General features: G+C 69.7%; 13 protein-coding genes. 9 read left to right on the top strand and 4 right to left on the bottom strand.

All coding sequences use genetic code 11. The features are described from left to right. Positions 1–409 precede the first annotated feature (409 nt). Positions 410–1216 carry a DeoR/GlpR family DNA-binding transcription regulator gene (locus tag ACYVJS_RS16250; protein ID WP_320435156.1) on the bottom strand — a complete coding sequence of 269 codons (807 nt, stop codon included), beginning with the start codon at positions 1214–1216 and terminating at the stop codon, positions 410–412. A 229-nt stretch (positions 1217–1445) separates the two neighbouring features. Here ACYVJS_RS16250 and ACYVJS_RS16245 point away from each other — a divergent pair, with 229 nt between their 5' ends. The 7 genes from ACYVJS_RS16245 to ACYVJS_RS16215 all read left to right on the top strand — a co-directional run bounded on the left by ACYVJS_RS16245 (position 1446) and on the right by ACYVJS_RS16215 (position 8359). Then, complete coding sequence (locus ACYVJS_RS16245; protein ID WP_460740894.1) at positions 1446–2741, top strand: ABC transporter substrate-binding protein; 1296 nt, start codon at positions 1446–1448, stop codon at positions 2739–2741. 67 nt (positions 2742–2808) lie between these two features. Further along, positions 2809–3738 carry a carbohydrate ABC transporter permease gene (locus tag ACYVJS_RS16240; protein ID WP_460740893.1) on the top strand — a complete coding sequence of 310 codons (930 nt, stop codon included), beginning with the start codon at positions 2809–2811 and terminating at the stop codon, positions 3736–3738. Between the two features lies 1 nt (position 3739). Beyond that, positions 3740–4585: a carbohydrate ABC transporter permease gene (locus tag ACYVJS_RS16235; protein ID WP_460740892.1), complete on the top strand. Its 846-nt coding sequence runs from the start codon at positions 3740–3742 to the stop codon at positions 4583–4585. A gap of 60 nt (positions 4586–4645) precedes the next feature. Then, on the top strand, positions 4646–5509 hold the full coding sequence (locus ACYVJS_RS16230) for a ketose-bisphosphate aldolase (RefSeq protein WP_460740890.1): 864 nt from the start codon (positions 4646–4648) through the stop codon (positions 5507–5509). Positions 5510–5538: 29 nt separating this feature from the next. After that, a complete protein-coding gene (locus ACYVJS_RS16225; protein ID WP_460740889.1) occupies positions 5539–6705 on the top strand; it encodes an ADP-dependent glucokinase/phosphofructokinase in 1167 nt (388 codons plus the stop codon). Positions 6706–6724: 19 nt separating this feature from the next. Beyond that, a complete protein-coding gene (locus ACYVJS_RS16220) occupies positions 6725–7714 on the top strand; it encodes a class I mannose-6-phosphate isomerase (protein ID WP_460740888.1) in 990 nt (329 codons plus the stop codon). A 234-nt stretch (positions 7715–7948) separates the two neighbouring features. After that, positions 7949–8359 carry a DUF2255 family protein gene (locus ACYVJS_RS16215; protein ID WP_460740887.1) on the top strand — a complete coding sequence of 137 codons (411 nt, stop codon included), beginning with the start codon at positions 7949–7951 and terminating at the stop codon, positions 8357–8359. Positions 8360–8485: 126 nt separating this feature from the next. On the opposite strand, the gene ACYVJS_RS16210 is transcribed toward ACYVJS_RS16215, so the two are convergent. From ACYVJS_RS16210 to ACYVJS_RS16200, 3 genes are all read right to left on the bottom strand, one after another. Next, entirely contained in the window at positions 8486–9856 is a 1371-nt protein-coding gene (locus tag ACYVJS_RS16210) for an NtaA/DmoA family FMN-dependent monooxygenase (protein WP_460740886.1), read from the bottom strand. A 72-nt stretch (positions 9857–9928) separates the two neighbouring features. After that, entirely contained in the window at positions 9929–10573 is a 645-nt protein-coding gene (locus ACYVJS_RS16205; protein ID WP_460740885.1) for a helix-turn-helix domain-containing protein, read from the bottom strand. Positions 10574–10729: 156 nt separating this feature from the next. Beyond that, positions 10730–11536 (bottom strand): DUF2690 domain-containing protein, encoded by an 807-nt coding sequence (locus tag ACYVJS_RS16200; RefSeq protein WP_460740884.1) that lies wholly within the window; start codon positions 11534–11536, stop codon positions 10730–10732. 310 nt (positions 11537–11846) lie between these two features. Here ACYVJS_RS16200 and ACYVJS_RS16195 point away from each other — a divergent pair, with 310 nt between their 5' ends. Both ACYVJS_RS16195 and ACYVJS_RS16190 read left to right on the top strand, forming a co-directional pair. Continuing rightward, positions 11847–17861 (top strand): Ig-like domain-containing protein, encoded by a 6015-nt coding sequence (locus ACYVJS_RS16195; RefSeq protein WP_460740883.1) that lies wholly within the window; start codon positions 11847–11849, stop codon positions 17859–17861. 14 nt (positions 17862–17875) lie between these two features. Continuing rightward, the gene (locus ACYVJS_RS16190) at positions 17876–18850 is read left to right on the top strand and encodes an AAA family ATPase (RefSeq protein ID WP_460740882.1); all 975 of its coding nucleotides are present in this window, start codon (positions 17876–17878) and stop codon (positions 18848–18850) included. Positions 18851–18862 lie beyond the last annotated feature (12 nt).

Genomic DNA, 18862 nt, shown 5'->3' with positions numbered 1-18862 from the left:
AACCGGAGCCCGCGCCCGCGCCGGCGCAGCCCGAGCCCGCCCCGGCCCCGGCGCAGCCGGCCCCGGCGCAGCCCGCGCCCGCCGCTCCTCAGCCCGAGGCACCACCGGCTCCCGCGCCCGTGGAACCCGCTCCTGAACCTGCCGCGCCGGCCACTGTGCATCCTGGCGCCTTCTGCTCGTCCGCCGGCGCGACGGGTGTGAGCAAGAACGGCGTCCCGATGGTGTGCACGACCACCGCTGAGGATTCACGGCTGCGCTGGCGCTCTGCATAGAGTCGTCGCCGGTGGGTTGACCGGGCCGCATCCCGCCGGTCGGAGAACTGCGCGAATGTCGGAGGATGTGGCCAGAAACCTCCGACGCGAAGCGTTATCTCCGACGGGATGGCGGGGAAGAGCGGGCGTGAATCCGCTCAGTCGCAGATGACCGTGACGCCGGCGGCGGCGAGGGCTGCGGCGAGGTCGGCGGGCGGGGGAGCGTCGGTGATGAGGTAGTCGGCGCCCTCGAGCGCCGTCACCTGCGCGAAAAGGCGGCGCCCGAGCTTGGTGGAGTCGGCCAGGATCGCGGTGCGATCGGCGCGCTGGATCATCTCGGCCATCATCGTCGAGTCGCCGAGGTTGGATGCGGAGTACCCGGATGCGTCCACGGCGCCCACCGCGACGAAGGCGATGTCGGCGCGGATGTCCACATCCGGTCCGGCCGAGGTCATCGCGAGGCTCACAGGTCCCGTCGTCGCCTGGGTGATGGTGCGCACGGCCCCGCCGAAGACGTACAGGTCACGGAACACGCTCGGCGGGATCTCCGCCGGCACCCGAAGGTTGTTCGTGGCGATCGTGAGGTCGCGGTGGTTGCGCAGCGCCCGGACGAGGGCGAGCACGGTCGTGCCGCCGTTGATCATGAGCACCGCGCCGTCGTCGACGAGCTCGGCGGCGAGCTTGCCGATCTTCTCCTTCTCGGGCACCTGCATCCGCAGGCGCACATCCAGTCCGCGGTCACGGCCCGGCCCCTCCGACGCGCTCATCGCGCCGCCGTGCGTGCGCACGAGCGCGCCCTGGCGGTCGAGCTCGTCCAGGTCACGGCGGATGGTGTCGATCGAGACGCCGAAATGCGCGGACAGGTCGGCGACCGTGACCTGTCCGACCTCCTCCACGTACGCGGCGAGGTCCGCCTTGCGTCCGGCGGGCAGTCGGCGGGAAGTGCTTTTGCGCTGCGCGTCCATGGCCTCATATCTAGCACAGGACTGCACAAAACTGCGGAGACAACCGCACGCATCCGCAACTTTCTGGACCGAGAGTCCAGCGCTGCAGGGTCGATGAGCCCGTGATTCAGCGGCGCTCGTGACCATTCCGTGTCTTGACGTGATGCAGGTAGCGCTGCATAATCTTGCTTAAACAGGCATGAAGCTGCAGAAATGAGCGGAATGCCGCACCATCTCGAAGAGGAGAGACATGTCCGCATTCCGGCGAGGACGCCGTACCGCAATCATGCTCATGGGTGTCGCGACCGCGGCGACCACGCTTTTGGCTCTGACGGGCTGCTCGTCGGGCGGCAGCGGTTCGGGCGACAGCGGCGGCGACGTCACGATCGAATTCGCGCAGTGGTGGGAGCCCGAACTCCCCGACGGCGAGTTCCGCGCCCTCATGGACGAGTTCGAACAGGCCAATCCCGGCATCAAGGTGGACCTCGTCAGCGGCCCGTACGCATCGACGAAGGAACAGCTCTTCGCCGGCGCCGCATCCGGCACGATGCCCGACGTCGTCGGTCTCGACGGAGCGTGGGTCAACGACTTCGCGTCGAAGGGCGTCATCACCGACCTCGGTCCGCTGCTGAAGGACGCCGGCTTCGACGAGAGCGAGCTGGCCGCGCAGATCAAGGTCGACGACAAGACCTACATGATCCCGGTGGTCAACTTCGTCTACCCGATGTTCACGAACGACGCCCTGCTCTCGCAGGCGGGCGTCAGCGCCCCGCCCTCCACCCGCACGGAGTTCGAGGATGCGGCCAAGAAGATCACCGCGCTCGGCGGCGACGTGCACGGCTGGGTGCTGCCGCTCTCGCTCGAGGCGCCGAACGGCGTGCAGAACGACGTCATGTCGTGGGTCTGGGCCTCGGGCGGCACGATGCTCGACAACGGCAAGCCCGACCTCACCAACGACGACGTCACGAGCGCCGTCGAGTACATCGGCGACCTGTGGAACGAGGGCGTGATCGCCCCCGGCAGCTTCACCATGAAGGAGCAGGACAAGGTCGAGGAGTTCACCAACGGCCGGGTCGGCATGATGATCGACTCGCTCGCGCACATCAACCTGATCCGCGAGAACAACCCCGACCTGACCTTCTCGATCTCGGCGATCCCCGCTGAGGACTCCTTCACGGGTGAGCGCGGCATCCCCTACGCCTCGTGGGGCATCGGTGTGGCCGAGAACTCGCAGCACAAGGATGCGGCGGCGAAGCTCGTGGCGTTCCTGATGAGCAAGGACACCAACTCGAAGCTGTCGACGATGGCCAAGGCCTTCCCCGGTAACACCGGCTCGGAGCCCGACTTCGTGAACGACGACGAGCTGTTCAAGACCGCGTTCGAGATCTACAAGGCCGGCTACCCGGCGAACGAGTTCACCGGCCTTCCCGTGGCCGAGGACCTCATGCGTCAGCTCGGCGAGCAGCTGCAGTCCGCCCTCGACGGACAGCAGTCCATCCCGGACGCGCTCAAGAAGGCGCAGGAGAGCTGGACGGCGGAGTTCTGATCCCCTTCCGCCACCGGGTGCCGCACCGCGCGGTGCGGCACCCGGACACGTCAGGAGTTGACCGAGCATGACACTCAGAACGCTGACCGCGCCCGACACGGAGACACTCGTCACCGGCCGGCCGCCCGGCAAGAAGCGCCGCCAGTTGCGGCGCACGACGGAGTCGTACGGCTTCCTCGCCCCCACCCTCATCCTGCTGTTCATCCTGATGGTCGTCCCGATCGTGATGGTGGTCGGCTACTCGCTGCAGGACAGCGCGATCCTCGGACCCCCGCCGGAGTTCGTCGGCATCCAGAACTACCTGACGGTCCTCGGTGACCCGGGCTTCTGGAAGGCGACGGGCAACACGATCTTTTTCAGCGTCGTCAGCGTCGCCGCCCACCTCGTGCTGGGCCTGGGCTTCGCGATGATGCTCAACAGCCGCCTGCTCGGCGCCGTCACCCGCACGGTCTTCCGCGCCCTCTACGTGCTGCCGTGGCTGTTCACCGCTGCCGTCATCGCGGTGCTGTGGCGGATGCTGCTGGCCCCCAACGGCGTGATCAACTTCCTGCTCAACACGAACATCGAGTGGCTCGCATCGCCGCAGCTGGCGCTGGGCACCGTCACTTTCATCAACATCTGGGCGGGCTACCCGTTCTTCATGGTCAGCCTCCTGGCGGGGCTGCAGGGCATCCCCCAGGACCTCTACGAGGCGGCGACCGTCGACGGCGCGACCGCTCGTCAGCGCTTCTGGAACGTCACGGTCCCGCAGCTGCGTCCGATCATCGTCAGCCTCGTGCTGCTGGATCTCATCTGGACCTCGCAGCAGTTCGCGCTCATCTGGATGACCACCGGCGGCGGCCCGATCGATGTGACCGAGATGCTCAGCACGTTCACCTACAAGCTCGCCTTCGCCAAGTACGACTTCTCGCTGGCGGCCACATCCGCCGTCCTGGTGCTGCTCATGTCGATGGTGCTGGCCGTGTTCTACGTGCGCCACCAGAAGGCGAGGGACTGACATGTCGATGACCACCGCTTCGCGCACGCGTCTCGCACGCGCCCTGCTGCTCGTGGGCCTCGTCGCGGGCGCCGTCTTCGCCGCCGGTCCCGTGCTGTGGATGCTGTCGAGCTCGTTCAAGCCGAACACGCAGATCTTCGAGAGCCCGCCGCGGCTGGTGACGGACGCGTTCTCGTTCGACGCGTACGTCAAGATCTTCACGAACGCCGAGACGATGCGGTTCTTCCTGAACAGCTACATCGTCGCCGGCGCCGTGACGATCCTGACCCTGCTGGTCGCGATCCAGGCGGCGTACGCCTTCAGTCGCTTCGACTTCCGCGGCAAGCGGGTGCTGAACGTCGTCATCGTCAGCGTGCAGGCGGTTCCGCCGATCACGCTGCTGATCCCGTACTTCGGTCTGATGGTCGCACTCGGGCTCTACAACACCTACCCGGGCCTCATCTTCACGTACATGGTGTTCACGCTGCCCTACGCGATCATCATGATGACCGGGTACTTCAACACCCTGCCGCGAGAGCTCGACGAGGCCGTGCGCGTCGACGGAGCCGGCTCGTTCACCGCGCTCTGGCGTGTGCTGGTGCCGATCTCGGTGCCGGGCATCGTCTCGGTCGGCATCTACACGTTCATGATCGCGTGGAACGAGTACCTGTTCGCCCTGACCCTCACCCGCACCACCGACATGCGCACGGTGCCGATCGGCATCCAGCTGCTGATGGGCCAGCACTCGTACGAGTGGAACCAGATCATGGCGATGAGCATTCTCGGCTCGATCCCCGTGCTGATCCTGTTCCTCGTGCTGCAGCGCTTCTTCATCAGCGGCCTGACGGCCGGCTCGGTCAAGAGCTGACGCGCATCCCCCGTTTGTTCCCGACGTCCTGTCACCCATCCCACTCAAGGAGAATCCATCGTGCTGTACACCGGTAAGTCCATCCTCGACGTCGCCAACGAGCACAACTTCGCCATCCCCGCGTTCAACATCAGCGACTGGGCGATGTTCAACGGCGTCATGGACATCAGCGAGGAGAAGCAGGCCCCGGTGATCATCGCGATCCACCCGGATGAGGTCTCGCACATCACCACCGACCTGATCGCCGCCATGCACTCCCGCGCCCACCGCTCCTCGGTGCCCGTCGCGATCCACTGGGATCACGGCGGCAGCTACGAGCAGATGATCGTGGCCATCAACTCCGGCTTCACCTCGGTCATGATCGACGCCTCGCTCCTGCCGTTCGAGGAGAACGTGGCGCTGACGCGCAAGGTCGTCGAGGCCGCGCACGCCGTCGGCATCCAGGTGGAGGGCGAGCTCGGCACGATCGGCGCGAACGACAGCTACGGCGAGTCGGGGGCCGCGGAGATCATCTACACGAACGTCGCGGACGCGGTGCGCTTCGTCGAGGAGACCGGCGTCGACAGCCTCGCAATCGCGATCGGTACCTCGCACGGCCTGTACCCCGCCGATAAGAACCCTGAGCTGCGCCACGACCTGCTCGAGGAGATCAAGGCGGCCGTCGGCATCCCGCTCGTGCTGCACGGCGGATCGGCGAACCCGGACTCGGAGCTGCGTCGCGCGGTGGAGCTGGGCGTCAACAAGATCAACATCTCCAGCGACATCAAGGTCTCGTACCACAACAAGATGCGCGAGATCCTCGGTACGGACGAGCGTCTGCGCGAGCCGAACGCCATCCAGCCGGGTGCGATCGCGGCGCTGAAGGTCACGGCGGCCGAGAAGATCGATCTGTTCGGCGCGACCGGCAAGGCCGCGCTGTACTGAGACACGGGATTCGCGAGAGAGGCGCCGTGGTGGGAAAGCTCGTTCTGGGACTCGGTGGCACCGTCGACTACGAAGTGCGATGGGATGCGGCCGTGCTCGAGCAGCTGGCGCGCGCGTACGGCGTGCGCCGGGGCGAGCTGACCACTACGGCGCCGATCCATGACGAGCGTGCGCTCGTCGTCACGGTGCTCGGCTTCCTGGCCGCCGGCGGCGGCGGGGAGCGGTTCGTGGCTGCATCTGAGATCGTGACGCGCTTCGCCGCGCGGTTCGAGACGCGCGTGACCCTGGGCGGCACGGGCGTGCGCGCGGGGCTCGCGCTGGCGCGGCTCGGCATCCCGAGCGTGCAGCACCTCGTGAGCATCGACGACAACGTGCGGCGGCTGCTGCCGCCCGAGCTCGCCTACGTCTGCTCGGCGACCCGCGACACCCTCGACCCGCACCTCATCGTGCAGTACCCGGCGGGCGCGCGCGTCGTGCTCGTCGACGGCGAGGTGATCTCGCCCGCGCCGAACCGGATCATCTTCGCGAACGACGCCCCCAACCGCGAGATGGCGCTGGCGCCCGAGCTGGCCGATGCGCTCACCGACGCCGACGCCTTCCTCATCTCCGGCTTCAACACGATGCAGGACGAGGCGCTGCTGTCGTCGCGCCTCGACGATCTGCGGCGGGCGATGCAGCAGCTGCCGGATGATGCGCTCGTCTACTACGAGGATGCGGGCTTCTACCGCAGGGAGTTCTCCGACATCGTCCGCGCGCGCATCGGCGACGTCATCGACGTACACGGCATGAACGAGGACGAGCTGCAGGAGTACGTCGGGCGGCCCGTGTCGCTGACCGACGCCGCGGATGTGGCGGATGCGCTTGCCGCGGCCCAGCGGCTGATCGCCGCGCCGGCGCTGGTCGTGCACACGCGCTACTGGGCGATCGCGACGGGGCCCGAGGCCGGTCGCCATCGCCGGGCCCTCGAGAACGCCGTGCGGCTCGCCGCCACCCGCTACCGTCTCGGCGACGCGGCCACCGCCGAGGACATGGCGGCCACGGCCGGGTTCGACCGGCATCCGGACGGAGAACGGGTCGTGTCCGAGGTGGCGCGCCTCCTGCCCGGCGCGGTCGGCGTCGCCGCGTACCGCGCCGAGGTCGCCCACCCGACCACCATCGGCCTCGGTGACACGTTCGTCGGCGGGTTCCTGGTATGAATCTCCGCGGGTTCGTGGCATGAGCATGATCGTGCGGCTGCCGTCGAACCGGCCCGCCCGGCGCTTCTACCGCGGTGGGCGCGCGATCACCGATTTCCGCCGCGAGGCGCCCGCGGCGAGCCACGAGCCAGAGGACTGGATCGCCTCGTGCACGACCGTGTTCGGTGAACGCGAGGTCGGGCTGAGCCGATTGCCCGGCGGTGCCCTGCTGCGCGAGGAGATCGCAGCCGACCCCGTGCACTGGCTCGGCGACGCGCACGTCGCCCGGTGGGGCGCCGACCCCCGGCTCCTCGTGAAGCTGCTGGATGCGGGGCAGCGTCTGCCCGTGCACGCCCACCCCGACGATGCGTTCGCCGCCGAGCGGCTGGGGCACGCGCACGGCAAGGCGGAAGGCTGGTACATCCTCCGCGGCGGCTGGGTGCACGTGGGGCTGCGTCGTCCCGTGGCGGCCAGTGAGCTGCACGATCTCGTCGAGAACCAGGACACGGCGGCGCTGCTCGATCTGCTGCACACGGTGCCGGTGCGACCGGGCGATGTCGTGTGGATCCCGCCCGGGGAACTCCACGCGATCGGTGAGGGCGTGCTCCTGCTGGAGCTGCAGCAGCCCGAGGACCTCTCGATCCTGCTGGAGTGGCGCGGCTTCGAGCTCGACGGCGCCCGCGACGGGCATCTCGGCCTCGGCTTCGCCCGAGCGCTCGAAGCCGTCAACCTCGACCGTCGCGAGCCCACCGATCTCACGCGGCTCGTGCAGCACGCGCCCTTCGCGGCGCGCCCCGCATCCGTGTTCCCGTCCGAGGCCGACCCGTTCGTGCGGCTCGAGCGGCATCGAGTTCCGGATGCGGTGCGTCTCGCGACAGGCTTCGCTGTGCTCGTGGTGACCCGCGGCGTGCTCGAGATCGCCGGGGAGCCCGCACCGGAGGGGAGCGTGTTCCTCGTCCCGGCCGCCGAAGGTGAGGTGGCGGTGAGCGGGGAGGGTGAGCTGCTCGTCGCCCGCCCGCCCGCACCCTGACCCGGCCCGCTGCCCCCGGTCCGCGCCGCATCCGCCGCATCCGCCGCACCCGCCGCACCCGCATCCGCATCCGCATCCGCCGCGCGCCGCCGCACCCGCATCCGCCGGTCGGAGAATCGCGTGAATGTCGGAGGATCGGGGCTGAAACCTCCGACCTTGTGCGTCTTCTCCGACGTTCGTGAACGATCGGTGCCGCATCTGTCCCCGGATGCGGGCGCGCCCTAGGCTCGGGGCATGACGGATGCGCTGCTCTCCCACCTCGATGCCACCTCCACCGTGACCGTCGTCACGACCCGCCGCGACGGCACTGCGGTCGCCACTCCGATCTGGGCCGTCGTCGTCGGTGATGCCGCCTACGTGCGGGCAGCGTACGGCGATAAGACGGCGTGGTTCCGCCGTGCCGAGTCGGGGCGTCCGGCGGCGTTCACGCTCGCCGACGGTGCGCGCGCGGAGCAGGACCCGGTGGCAGCCCTCGACGACCCGCGGGTCGCGGTGACGTTCGAGCGTGTTGCCGCCAACCACCCGGTGCAGGATGCGATCTCCGCCGCCTACGAGGCGAAGTACGCTGCCGACTTCCCCGAGCACGTGCCGCCCGTGGTCAGCGCCGAGTCGCTTCAGCACACCCTCGTCGTCCGCCCCGCCTGACGCCCCGGCCCGGCGTCCGTCGCGTCGGAGATTCACGCGGATGGCGGAGGATGCGCGCAGAATCCTCCGCCATCCGGCGCCTTCTCCGACGAAGCGAGCGGATGCGGGGGCCCGCCGGCGCGCCAGTCAGCGCCGGTAGCGGGCGGCGGGGTGCCAGTCGGGAAGACGCGGACCGTCGGCGTCGGTCAGCATCTCGCGGAGCGTTCCGGTGCGGGGCGTCTCGGGCAGCAGGCCCCGGCGGCGCAGTTCCGGCATGAGCTGGTCGGTGAACTCCGTGTAGCCCTCGATGCCGCCGTACCAGTTCTCGACGAGGAAGCCGTCGACGTCGGTCTCGGCGACGAACGCCTCGACCTGGTCGGCGACGGAGGTGACGGTGCCGGTGAACTTCATGCCGCCGAAGGTCGACGGCAGCGAGTCGAGGATCTCGCCGATCGTCGGGCTCGTGCCGTCGGGGTTGCGCCACATCGCGAGCATCGTGTGGCCGACCTCCGTCGAGACGTCGTCGAGGGTCGCGTCGGGGTCGAGCTGAGCGAGGTCCACACCCGACCACCCCAGGAACAGCGCGGCCGTCGCCTCGCGGGTGGCCGTCGTGTTGAGCTCGGCGCGCAGGCGCTCGGCCTCCTCCTCGGTGTCGGCGATGATGAACGACGCGCCGTTGACGACCTTGATGGATGACGCGGGGCGCCCCGCATCCACTGCCTTCTGACGCAGGCGGGCGATGCCCGCCGCGAGGCGTGCGGCGTTGCGGTCCTGAGTGAACACGCACTCGGCGTACTGCGCGGCGAAGGTCGTACCCGCCTCGGAGGTGCCCGCCTGGAACAGGGTGGGCGTGCGCTGCGGCGACGGCGTCGCGGGGAAGTAGCCGTCGAAGGTGAAGTACGTGCCGTCGCGGCGGATGCGGTGCACCTTGCTCGGATCGGCGAAGACCTTGTTCTTCTTGTCGGCGCGGACGGCATCGTCCTCCCAGGCGCCCTCCCAGAGCTCCAGGTCGAGGTCGACGAATTCCGTCGCTGCGGCGTAGCGCTCGTCGTGCGGGGTGACCTGCGTGCGGCCGAGCAGACGTACGAGCGCCTGCTGGTTGTCGCTCGTGACGATGTTCCAGCCGATGCGACCTCCCGTCAGGTGGTCGAGCGTCGTGAAGGTGCGCGCATTCAGCAGAGGCTGCTGCGCGGTGGTGGATGCGGTGGCGACGAAGCCGATGCGAGGAGTCGCCGCCGCCAGCGCCGACATGATCGCGAGCGGGTCGTGCACGGGGAACTGCACGGCCTCGCGGATGACGGCCTCGGGCACCTCGCCGGCGTCGTTCATGGGATAGCCGATGGCCTCGGCCATGAAGAAGAAGTCGAAGCCCGCCGCATCCAGCTTGGTGACCATGTCGGTCCAGAACTCGAGCGTGGCGAAGGCGGCCGTGTCGCCGCGTTCGTGGTGCCAGCTGTTGCCGATGAAGTTGGGGGTGAACTCCTCGAACGCGCCGAGGACGAGCTGTTTGGTGGGCATGCGGCCACGCTAGGAACCGCGTGTTTCGCGGGTGTGACCGCCGTCTGCCGTCGATGTAACGATTCGTGTGAGTTATCGCCGCGTGCTTGTCGTGGAATCAATGCCGGTGCCGGTTTCCGAGCCGGTGCCGTGGCGATGCGTCGCGCCCGCGGCGGTGATGAGCAGAAGCTCGGTCGTGCCGGTCTGCGCGGCGGGCACCGTCCAGGAGTGCGCGCTGCGCGCGTCGACCCAGAGCGTGTCGCCGGGGTGCAGCTCGACGTCGTCGTGATCGGCGTAGCGGTAGAGGAGGGAGCCGGAGAGCACGTGCACGATGTCCTCGCCGTCGTGCGCGTAGGTCTCGTCTTCGTAACCCGCCGCGAGTTCGAAGCGGTATGCCCCGAGCTGGCGCCCGCGCGCGCCGGCGATCAACTGTGTGTACGTCTCGCCGTCCCCGTCGCTGTCGCGCATCGGGATGCGGGAGCCGCCGCCGGCGCGGACGACCTCGAGTCGGATGGGCTGCTCGGGCAGCAGCGCCGCGGCGGAGACGCCGAGTGCTCCGGCGAGGCTGTAGAGCGAGGCGATGCTGGGCATGACCCTGCCGTTCTCGACGTTCGTCAGGAACGGCTGCGAGACCCCGGCGGCCGCGGCCAGCGCACGCGTCGAGAGCTGACGGCGCGTGCGCTCCTCACGCACGGCGCGGCCGATCGCGGCGGCGGTGGGGGAGGGCTGCTCGCTCATGCGCCCCAGCCTAGGTGAGGCGGAGCATGCGATTCGTCGCCGCTATCGGATCTCCCCTCATCTCGACGGGGGCGCCGTGTTCGACGGCGCGCGCATCGACCGCCGCAGCGAGGCGTTCCTCGCAGCCCTCGGAACTCCGCGGGCGATGCCGAAGGATCAGGTGCAGACCGGGTCGCCGAGATCGATGCGCTTGCCGTCGATCGTGAAGCTCCCCTCGGCGCACAGCAGCGTGTCGGGGCTGGGGCGCACGACGAGCGTCGTGTACGCGCTCTGCACGTCGTGCTCCGTGGCCTCCTGGCGGTCGGGGCCGTCGGCGGCGGTCTGAGGATAGATCGCGATCGTGACGGTGTTGCCGTGGGCGAGCCCGTCGTAGCGAGTGATGCGCCCCCATCCCGCCTGGCATTTGTCCGACCACACGATCTCGAGCAGCGAGTTGTCGGCGCGGGTGTCGCCCGTGGCGACGCGCGCGTCGTCGACGCAGGCGGTCAGTGCCGGGTCCTCTCCGGTGGATACGGCGATCTGTGCGCCCTGGGCCTCAGCGCTCGGAACGGGAACCAGCACCGGGAGGAGCATCACCGTGATGGCGACGCTCGCCGCGACCCCCGCCACGAAGCCGGCGGCGCCGATGAGGGCGGCGCGGCGCCGTGAGATCCCCGTGCGCCCCGGCGGGATCGCCTCCGGGGCGGGGTCATCCGCTGCCGCCGGGCGCTGCAGCGCGACGAGTTCGTCACGCCGGTGCAGCCACACCGTCGGGTCGGCGCCGCAAGCGCGCACGAGCGAGGCCACCGTGCGAGAGGAGGCCAGCGTCTTGCCGGCGAAGGCGTCGGACAGCACGGTGCGAGAGATTCCGGTGTCGTGCTGCAGTTTGGCGAGCGTAGGACTGCCCGCGTCGAGGCGGAGGCGCCGAAGATCGGCGGCGAACTGGGCGATCGAATCGGTGGATGAGGCGGTCGGGTCGGTCATCGTCTTCCCCCAAGAGGACGTCGGATCGGGTGCGTCGTATTCGGGTGGATCTATTCGGGTGGCTCATTTATATAGCAACGCGCCCGCTCGATGTCGCGCGTCTGAGCGGTTCTGACGTGGGTCGCGCCGCCCGTCCGGAATTTCCGGATGCTCCGCTCCGGACGTTTCCGCCATCCGCGGCGGCGCGGCTGCTGCTTCACTGAGCCCTGCCCGTCGGCATGGGGAATTTTCCCCATACGCAGCCCGACGGCGACTGGGGTCTACTGAGACCCACGTTCGGCTGGGGATGCCGACTCTGGGGAGAGAAATCGTGCGTGCATTCGAGGTGCTTGCGCGGCACCGTGCCGCCGTCGCGTCCAGCGCGACGCTGACGGTGGCGGCGGTCGCGATCTCCACGCTCGCCGTGCTCTATCAGGGGGTGCCGACGGCGGATCTCGAGCTCGACGACGGCGGCGTGTGGGTCACGAAGAGCGACGACCTCCTGGTCGGCCACCTCAACCATCCCTCGCGGCTTCTGGACGGCGCCGTGCGCACGCGGGCGGGCGAGTTCGACGTGCTGCAGGACGGTGCGACGGTCCTCGTGGCCGACACCACCAACGCCACGCTGACGGCGATCGATCCCGCCACCGTCGCACTGGCGAGTCCGGTCACCGTGCCCTCGAACGCCTCCCTCGCGCTCGGCGGGACCACCGTCGCCGTCGGCTCCGGCTCCTCCCTGTTCGTCTCACCCGTCTCGTCGCTGGCTGGCACCGTCTTCTCCGAGGAGACGGCCGCCGCGGACATCGGCGACGGCGCCGTCGTCGCGGTGTCCTCCGACGGCGCGCACGTGTTCGCCGCATCCGCGACCTCCGCCGTCGCGTCGTCGGCCGAGGTCGCGGGAGGCGTCGTCGGCGCACTGAAGGCCGTCCGCCTGACGGGCGTGAGCGCTGGGGACGATCTCGAGATCGCCGCGGTCGGCGATCGCGGCGTGGTCCTGGACCGCACGTCGGGCACGCTCTTCCTGCCCGACGGGTCGGCGATCGCGATCCCCGACGGGGAACAGGCGCGGCTGCAGCAGTCCGGCACGCAGACGGATGCGGTCTTCGTCGCGACCGCGACCGCCCTCATCCGGCAGCCGCTGGGCGGCGGCGAACCCGAGATCGTGGCCACTGTCGACGAGGGTACTCCCGGCGCCCCCGTGTGGCTGAACGGCTGCGTCTACGGCATCTGGAGCGGGTCGGGCGCCTACGTACGCGCGTGCGTCGGCGACGACGAGGTCGATCAGCGTCGCATCGACGCCGCATCCAGTGCGCACCTGGTGCTGCGCACCAACCGCCGCGTGGTCGTGCTCAACGACACCACTGCGGGCACGGTCTGGGTCGTCGAGCAGCAGGTGGAGAAGGTCGAGAACTGGCAGGACGTGACCCCGCCCGCGGAGGACGACGCCGACGAACAGGAGAGCGAGCAGGAGCAGCCGCAGTACGAGCTGCCCGAGCGGTCCGCGCAGAACAACCCGCCGACCGCCGTCGACGACGAATACGGAGTGCGCGCAGGCCGCACCGTTCTGCTCCCGGTGACGGACAACGACACCGACCCCGACGGCGACCTGCTGTCGGCGACGCCGCTGGGAGGGTTGCCGAACGGCTACACCGCCGCCCCCGTGCTCGGAGGTTCCGCCATCCAGGTCGCCGTCCCGGCGAACGCGCAGGGGGCCACATCCTTCACCTACCGCGTCGACGACGGCCGTGACGGGACGGATGAGGCCACGGTCTCGCTCACCGTCCGTCCCCCCGACGTGAACGCGCCGCCCGAGCAGCGCCGCATCGCGACGGTGCAGGTCGAGGCCGGCGCATCCGTGTCGTACGGGGCGCTGGACGGCTGGATCGACCCCGACGGGGACGACGTGTACCTCAAGCGCGCGAGCGTGGACACCGGCGACAGCGTGACCTACCGCAGCAACGGCGTCGTGGAGTTCACCGCCGCGACCGGGACGCCGGGCCTCAAAGAGGTCCAGCTCGTCGTCTCGGACGGGCGCGAGGACACCGAAGGTGTGCTGCGGGTGAACGTCCGGCCCGCCGGGTCGTTGGATCCGGTCGCCAACTCCGATCGTGTCAGCACGGTCGTCGGCGTGCCGGTGACCGTGTCGCCGCTCGCCAACGACCTGAGCCCCAGCGGACAGCCCCTGCGTCTGGCGAAGCTGGACTCCCTGCCGGGTGTGACGATCGTCGCGAACTACGCCGACGGCACCTTCACCTTCACCTCCGACACCCCCGACACGTACTACGTGCAGTACCTGCTCTCGGACGGGCCCCGCTCGGCCGTGGGGCTGGTGCGCATCGACGTCCTCGCCGACGACGGCTTCGATCAGGACCCGATCGCGGTGCGGGACCTCGCACTGCTGCCGACCGGGCGGGATGTGCTCGTCGACGTCCTGGCCAACGACTCCGATCCCGGCGGGGGAGTTCTCGTCGTCCAGTCGGCGCGCGCCGCCTCTGGCACGGGCATCGGTGTGGAGGTGCTCACCCACAGCGTGCTGCGTGTGACCGACGTCGGCGGGCTGAGCACGCCGACCACCATCTCGTACACGATCTCGAACGGAACGCGGACGGCGACCGGCGAGGTGCTGGTGCTCCCCGTGGCTCTGCCCGAGGTGCTGCGGCCGCCGGTGGCGGTGGAGGACACGGCCGTGGTGCGTGCCGGCGACGTGGTGTCGGTTCCGGTGCTCGCCAACGACTACCACCCGGACGGCGACACCATCACGTTGCTGCCGGGGCTCGTGGAGACGGACGCCGCGGATCCCGCATCGATCTTCGTCGCCGGCGACGCGGTCCGCTTCCAGGCGCCGTCCGCCGCAGGCACCGTCCACGCCACCTACGAGATCGAGGACTCGCAGCGCAATCGGAGCGCCGGTTACCTCACGATCCAGATCGTGCCCGCCGACGCCGGTGCGAACTCGCCGCCCCGGCCCAAGAGCGTCTCGGCGCGCGCGATCGCCGGCACCGAGGAGCGCATCGCCATCCCGCTCGACGGCATCGACGCCGACGGCGACTCCGTGGAACTGCTGGGCGTCTCGTCCGCCCCCGCGAAGGGACGGGTGACGGCGGGTGCATCCTGGTTGACCTACCAGGCGTACCCCGATGCCTCAGGACGCGACACGTTCACCTACCTCGTGCGCGATCAGCTCGGTGCGATCGCGGAAGGCACCGTCACCGTGGGCATCGCGCCGCCCGCGACCGAGAACCAGGCCCCGTACGCCGCCAAGGACGTCGTCGTGGTGCGCCCGGACCGCACCGTCACCGTCGCTGTCACCGCGAACGACTCCGACCCCGACGGCGACCTGATCACCCTCTCCGAGACGCTCACGGTTGCCGAGGGGCTGACGGCAACCGTCTCGCACGGTCGTGTGCAGGTGACCACGGGGTCCGCGGCAGGCGATTTCACCGTCGGCTACACGATCGCCGACGACTTCGGTGCGACCGCGCAGGGAGTTCTGCTGGTCACGGTCGATCCGCAGGCGCCGCTGCTTCCGCCGGTCGCCCGCGACGACCGCGCCTCGGTGCTCGACATCACCGACGAGCTCACGGTCGCGGTGCCCGTGCTCGAGAACGACGAGGATCCCGACGGCACGACCGCGGGGCTCGAGGTGACGCTCGAGAACCCGGATGCACGGGTGTCGCGCGACGGTGTCGTGACCCTCCCGGTGACCGCGACGGCCCAGATCGTCCGGTACACGATCACCGATCCGGACGGCGGCCAGGCGCAGGCGTTCATCTTCGTCCCCGGATCGGCCGGGCTGTTGCCGACGCTCACCACGACGGCGCCGCTGGTCGTCGACAGCGGCGAGGCGCTCAAGATCTCCCTCGCCGACCACGTGAGGGTGCGCGCGGGGCGCACGCCCCGCGTGGCGACGGCGGACTCGATCCGCACCGCCCACGCCGACGGCTCCTCTGCCCTGGTCGATGAGAAGACCCTCCAGTACACGTCGGCCGCGGGCTATTTCGGCCCCGACACCCTCGCTCTGCTCGTCACCGACGGAACGGGTCCGGACGATCCCGACGGACTGACGGCCTTCTTGACGATCCCCATCCAAGTGCGACCCTCCGAGAACCAGCCGCCGACGCTGCGCAACGCCTCGGTCACCGTCGCACCCGGCGAGGACGCGGCCACGCTCGAACTGGCCCGCCTGGCCTACGACCCGGACGAGGGGGATGCGGCGGGGCTCCGCTTCTCCGTCGCGGGACAGGTGCCCGCCGGCTTCCGCGCCGACGTGAGCGGGTCGAAGCTCTCCGTGTCGGCGGATGCCGATGTGCCCGCGGGGCGGTCGGACACGCTGACGATCGAGGTCACCGACGGCGTCACGACCCCCACGCAAGCGCGCGTGTCGATCAGGACGGTGACGAGCCAGCGTCCGTTCGCCGTCGCCAATGACGACGTGATCGCACGCGCCGACCAGGGGGCGACACAGAACGTCGACGTGCTCGCCAACGACGTGAATCCGTTCGTCGACCGCGGACCCCTCGTCCTGCTCTCCGCTCGTGTCGACAGCGGACGCGGTGAGGCCGACGTCGACGGGGACCGGGTGCGGATCACCCCCGCGGCCGACTTCGTGGGCACGATGATCGTGGGTTATCGGATCGCCGACGCGACCCGGTCCGCCGATCGCGAGGTGGAGGGGCGGGTCCTGCTGACCGTCCAGGGTCGACCGGCCGCACCCGGCACCCCCATCGTCACTTCGGTGCAGGACCGCACCGTCGTGCTGTCCTGGACGGCGCCCGCGAACAACGGTTCGCCGATCACCGAGTACCGCGTCAGCTCGCCGCAGGGCGGATCCCGCTCGTGCGCCTCCACGACCTGCACGATCGACGGCCTGACCAACGACGTCGACTACACCTTCACCGTCACCGCGGTGAACGAGGTCGGGGAGTCCGACCCCTCGGGCCCCTCCGCCTCGGCACGACCGGATGCCCGCCCCGACACCCCCTCTGCGCCCTCGACCGTCTTCGGCGATCGCCGCATCACCGTGAACTGGGCGGCGCCGCGCTCGGCGGGCTCGCCCGTGCTCAGCTACAACCTCGAGATCTCTCCCGCTCCCGCGACCGGCTCCATCCAGAAGACCGGAGTCACGGGAACCTCGATCGAGTGGGCGGGGCTCGAGAACGGCATCGCCTACCAGGTGCGCGTGCAGGCGGTGAACCGGGCCCCCGAGCCCTCGGAGTGGAGCGCGTACTCGGCGACGGTGGTCCCGGCGGGCGTGCCCGATGCGCCAGGTCAGCCGACGACGGCCGCGGCGACGCCTGTCTCCGGCCAGGCCCAGATCGCCGTCAGCTGGGCGGCCCCGGCCAACGTGAACGGCGATCCGATCGCGGACTACGCCCTCGCGGTCAAGCGCGGCGGCAGCGTCCTGCGCACGATCGTGTCGACGGGCACGACCCAGAACGTGGTGGTCGACACCAATGAGACCGACTACACCTTCTCGGTCACGGCCAGGAACAAGGCGGGCAGCTCTGCGTCCAGCGCGGATTCCGCCCCCCGGCGTGCGGCCATCGCGCCCGGTGCGCCCACGGCGGTCACGGCGACCCCGGGGGACGGGGCGATCACGGTCACCTTCACGCCCGGCCCCGGCAACGGAAACAGGGCCTCCGACATCACCTACCGCTACCGCGTCAACCAGACCGGCGCCCAGGGCGTCGCCGACCCGGGCGCGACCGTCATCCGCGGGCTCGCCAACGGGGGGACCTACTCGGTCGTGGTGTGGGCGGAGTCCTCGATCGAGGGCGTCGCGACCAGCCCCGAAGCGGGTTCGAACGACGCGGTGCCGTTCGGCAAGCCGATCATCAGCTTCCAGCAGGTGAACCGGCAGGACAACGCCGTGCAGTTCGTGTGGAGCGTGAACCCGAACGGCCGCCCGATCACCTCCTCGAACGCGCCGGCCGCCGGCGAGAGCAACGTGTCGTGGACCGCGACGGGGCTGCAGCCGAGCCAGGAGTACACGCTCAGCCTCACCTACACGAACGAGGCCGGTTCGAGCACCGATTCGCGCACGGGCAAGGCGAACGATCCGCCGGCTCCCGCCAAGAACATGACAATCAGCCAGCCGAACGGCGGGACCGGGGTGACTCTCGTCATGGTCGGCTTCGAGCCCAACCGCGAGGTCTCGGTGGCCTGCTGGGTGACGCCGAACTCGGACGGTCAAGGCGGTAAGACGATCGGATCTTTCAAAGTCACCACTAATGGATCGGGTGGCGGGTCCTGGAGCTGGCCGAGCACATGCCAGATGACAGGCGGCGGTTACGGCAATCTCCGGATCGGCAACGAGATCTGGTCCAACACCATCAAGTTGAACTGACAAGGACAGAGAAGATGACAGTGACGCAGGAGCAGGCGGCGTGGTTCGCCGAGACCTTCCAACGACTCAGCGACAACGTCGGTCAGGCCGTTCTCGGCAAGCAGGGGGTGATCCGACTCGTCCTCACGGCGCTGCTCGCCGAGGGGCACGTCCTGCTCGAGGACGCCCCCGGCACCGGCAAGACGCAACTCGCCAAGGCGCTCGCCGCCTCCGTGCAGGGAACGAACAGCCGCATCCAGTTCACGCCCGATCTGCTGCCCTCCGACGTCACGGGCGTGACCATCTACGACCAGAAGACGCAGTCGTTCGCCTTCCACCGCGGCCCGATCTTCGCCTCGATCGTGCTGGCCGACGAGATCAACCGTGCGAGCCCCAAGACCCAGTCGGCGCTTCTGGAGGTCATGGAGGAAGGACGCGTCACCATCGACGGGCAGACCCACGAAGCGGGGCGGCCCTTCATGGTCATCGCCACCCAGAACCCGATCGAGCAGGCCGGCACATACAAGCTGCCCGAGGCGCAGCTCGACCGCTTCCTCCTCAAGACGAGCATCGGCTACCCCGATCTCGCGGCGGCGGAGCAGATCCTCTCCGGCGCCGCGACACGGGACCGCTCCGCGGCGCTGACGCCCATCATCACGACCGCCGCGGTGGGTGAGATCGCCGACCTGCTGACGGGGATCCATGTCGACCCCGCCGTTCTCCGATTCACGGCGCAGCTCTCCGAGCAGACCCGCGCCGATGCGCACACGCGCCTGGGAGTCTCGGTGCGCGGTTCGCTCGCGATGATCCGCGCGGCGAAGGTGTGGGCGGCCGAGGAGGGACGCACCTACGTCATCCCCGACGACATCAAGGCGCTCGCCGCGCCCGTCTGGGAGCACCGCCTGGTGATGGACCCCGAGGCCGAGTTCGCAGGTGTCACCGCCGCATCCGTCATCGGCCGCGCCCTGGCCGACGTCGCAGCGCCGCAGTCGCGGACCACCGCGGCATGATCGCGGCGGCGA

It is taken from the genome of Microbacterium neimengense, from assembly GCF_054782995.1.
Note: the sequence above shows the minus strand (reverse complement) of the source record. Positions and strands in the feature narration are given on the sequence as shown.

What these genes read in the sequence shown, in the direction of transcription:
- ACYVJS_RS16220 (WP_460740888.1), top strand. Translation starts at nt 6,725, where the DNA reads ATGAGCATGATCGTGCGGCTGCCGTCGAACCGGCCCGCCCGGCGCTTC.
- ACYVJS_RS16200 (WP_460740884.1), bottom strand. Translation starts at nt 11,536, where the DNA reads ATGACCGACCCGACCGCCTCATCCACCGATTCGATCGCCCAGTTCGCC.
- ACYVJS_RS16205 (WP_460740885.1), bottom strand. Translation starts at nt 10,573, where the DNA reads ATGAGCGAGCAGCCCTCCCCCACCGCCGCCGCGATCGGCCGCGCCGTG.
- ACYVJS_RS16210 (WP_460740886.1), bottom strand. Translation starts at nt 9,856, where the DNA reads ATGCCCACCAAACAGCTCGTCCTCGGCGCGTTCGAGGAGTTCACCCCC.
- ACYVJS_RS16235 (WP_460740892.1), top strand. Translation starts at nt 3,740, where the DNA reads ATGTCGATGACCACCGCTTCGCGCACGCGTCTCGCACGCGCCCTGCTG.
- ACYVJS_RS16190 (WP_460740882.1), top strand. Translation starts at nt 17,876, where the DNA reads ATGACAGTGACGCAGGAGCAGGCGGCGTGGTTCGCCGAGACCTTCCAA.
- ACYVJS_RS16215 (WP_460740887.1), top strand. Translation starts at nt 7,949, where the DNA reads ATGACGGATGCGCTGCTCTCCCACCTCGATGCCACCTCCACCGTGACC.
- ACYVJS_RS16245 (WP_460740894.1), top strand. Translation starts at nt 1,446, where the DNA reads ATGTCCGCATTCCGGCGAGGACGCCGTACCGCAATCATGCTCATGGGT.
- ACYVJS_RS16250 (WP_320435156.1), bottom strand. Translation starts at nt 1,216, where the DNA reads ATGGACGCGCAGCGCAAAAGCACTTCCCGCCGACTGCCCGCCGGACGC.
- ACYVJS_RS16240 (WP_460740893.1), top strand. Translation starts at nt 2,809, where the DNA reads ATGACACTCAGAACGCTGACCGCGCCCGACACGGAGACACTCGTCACC.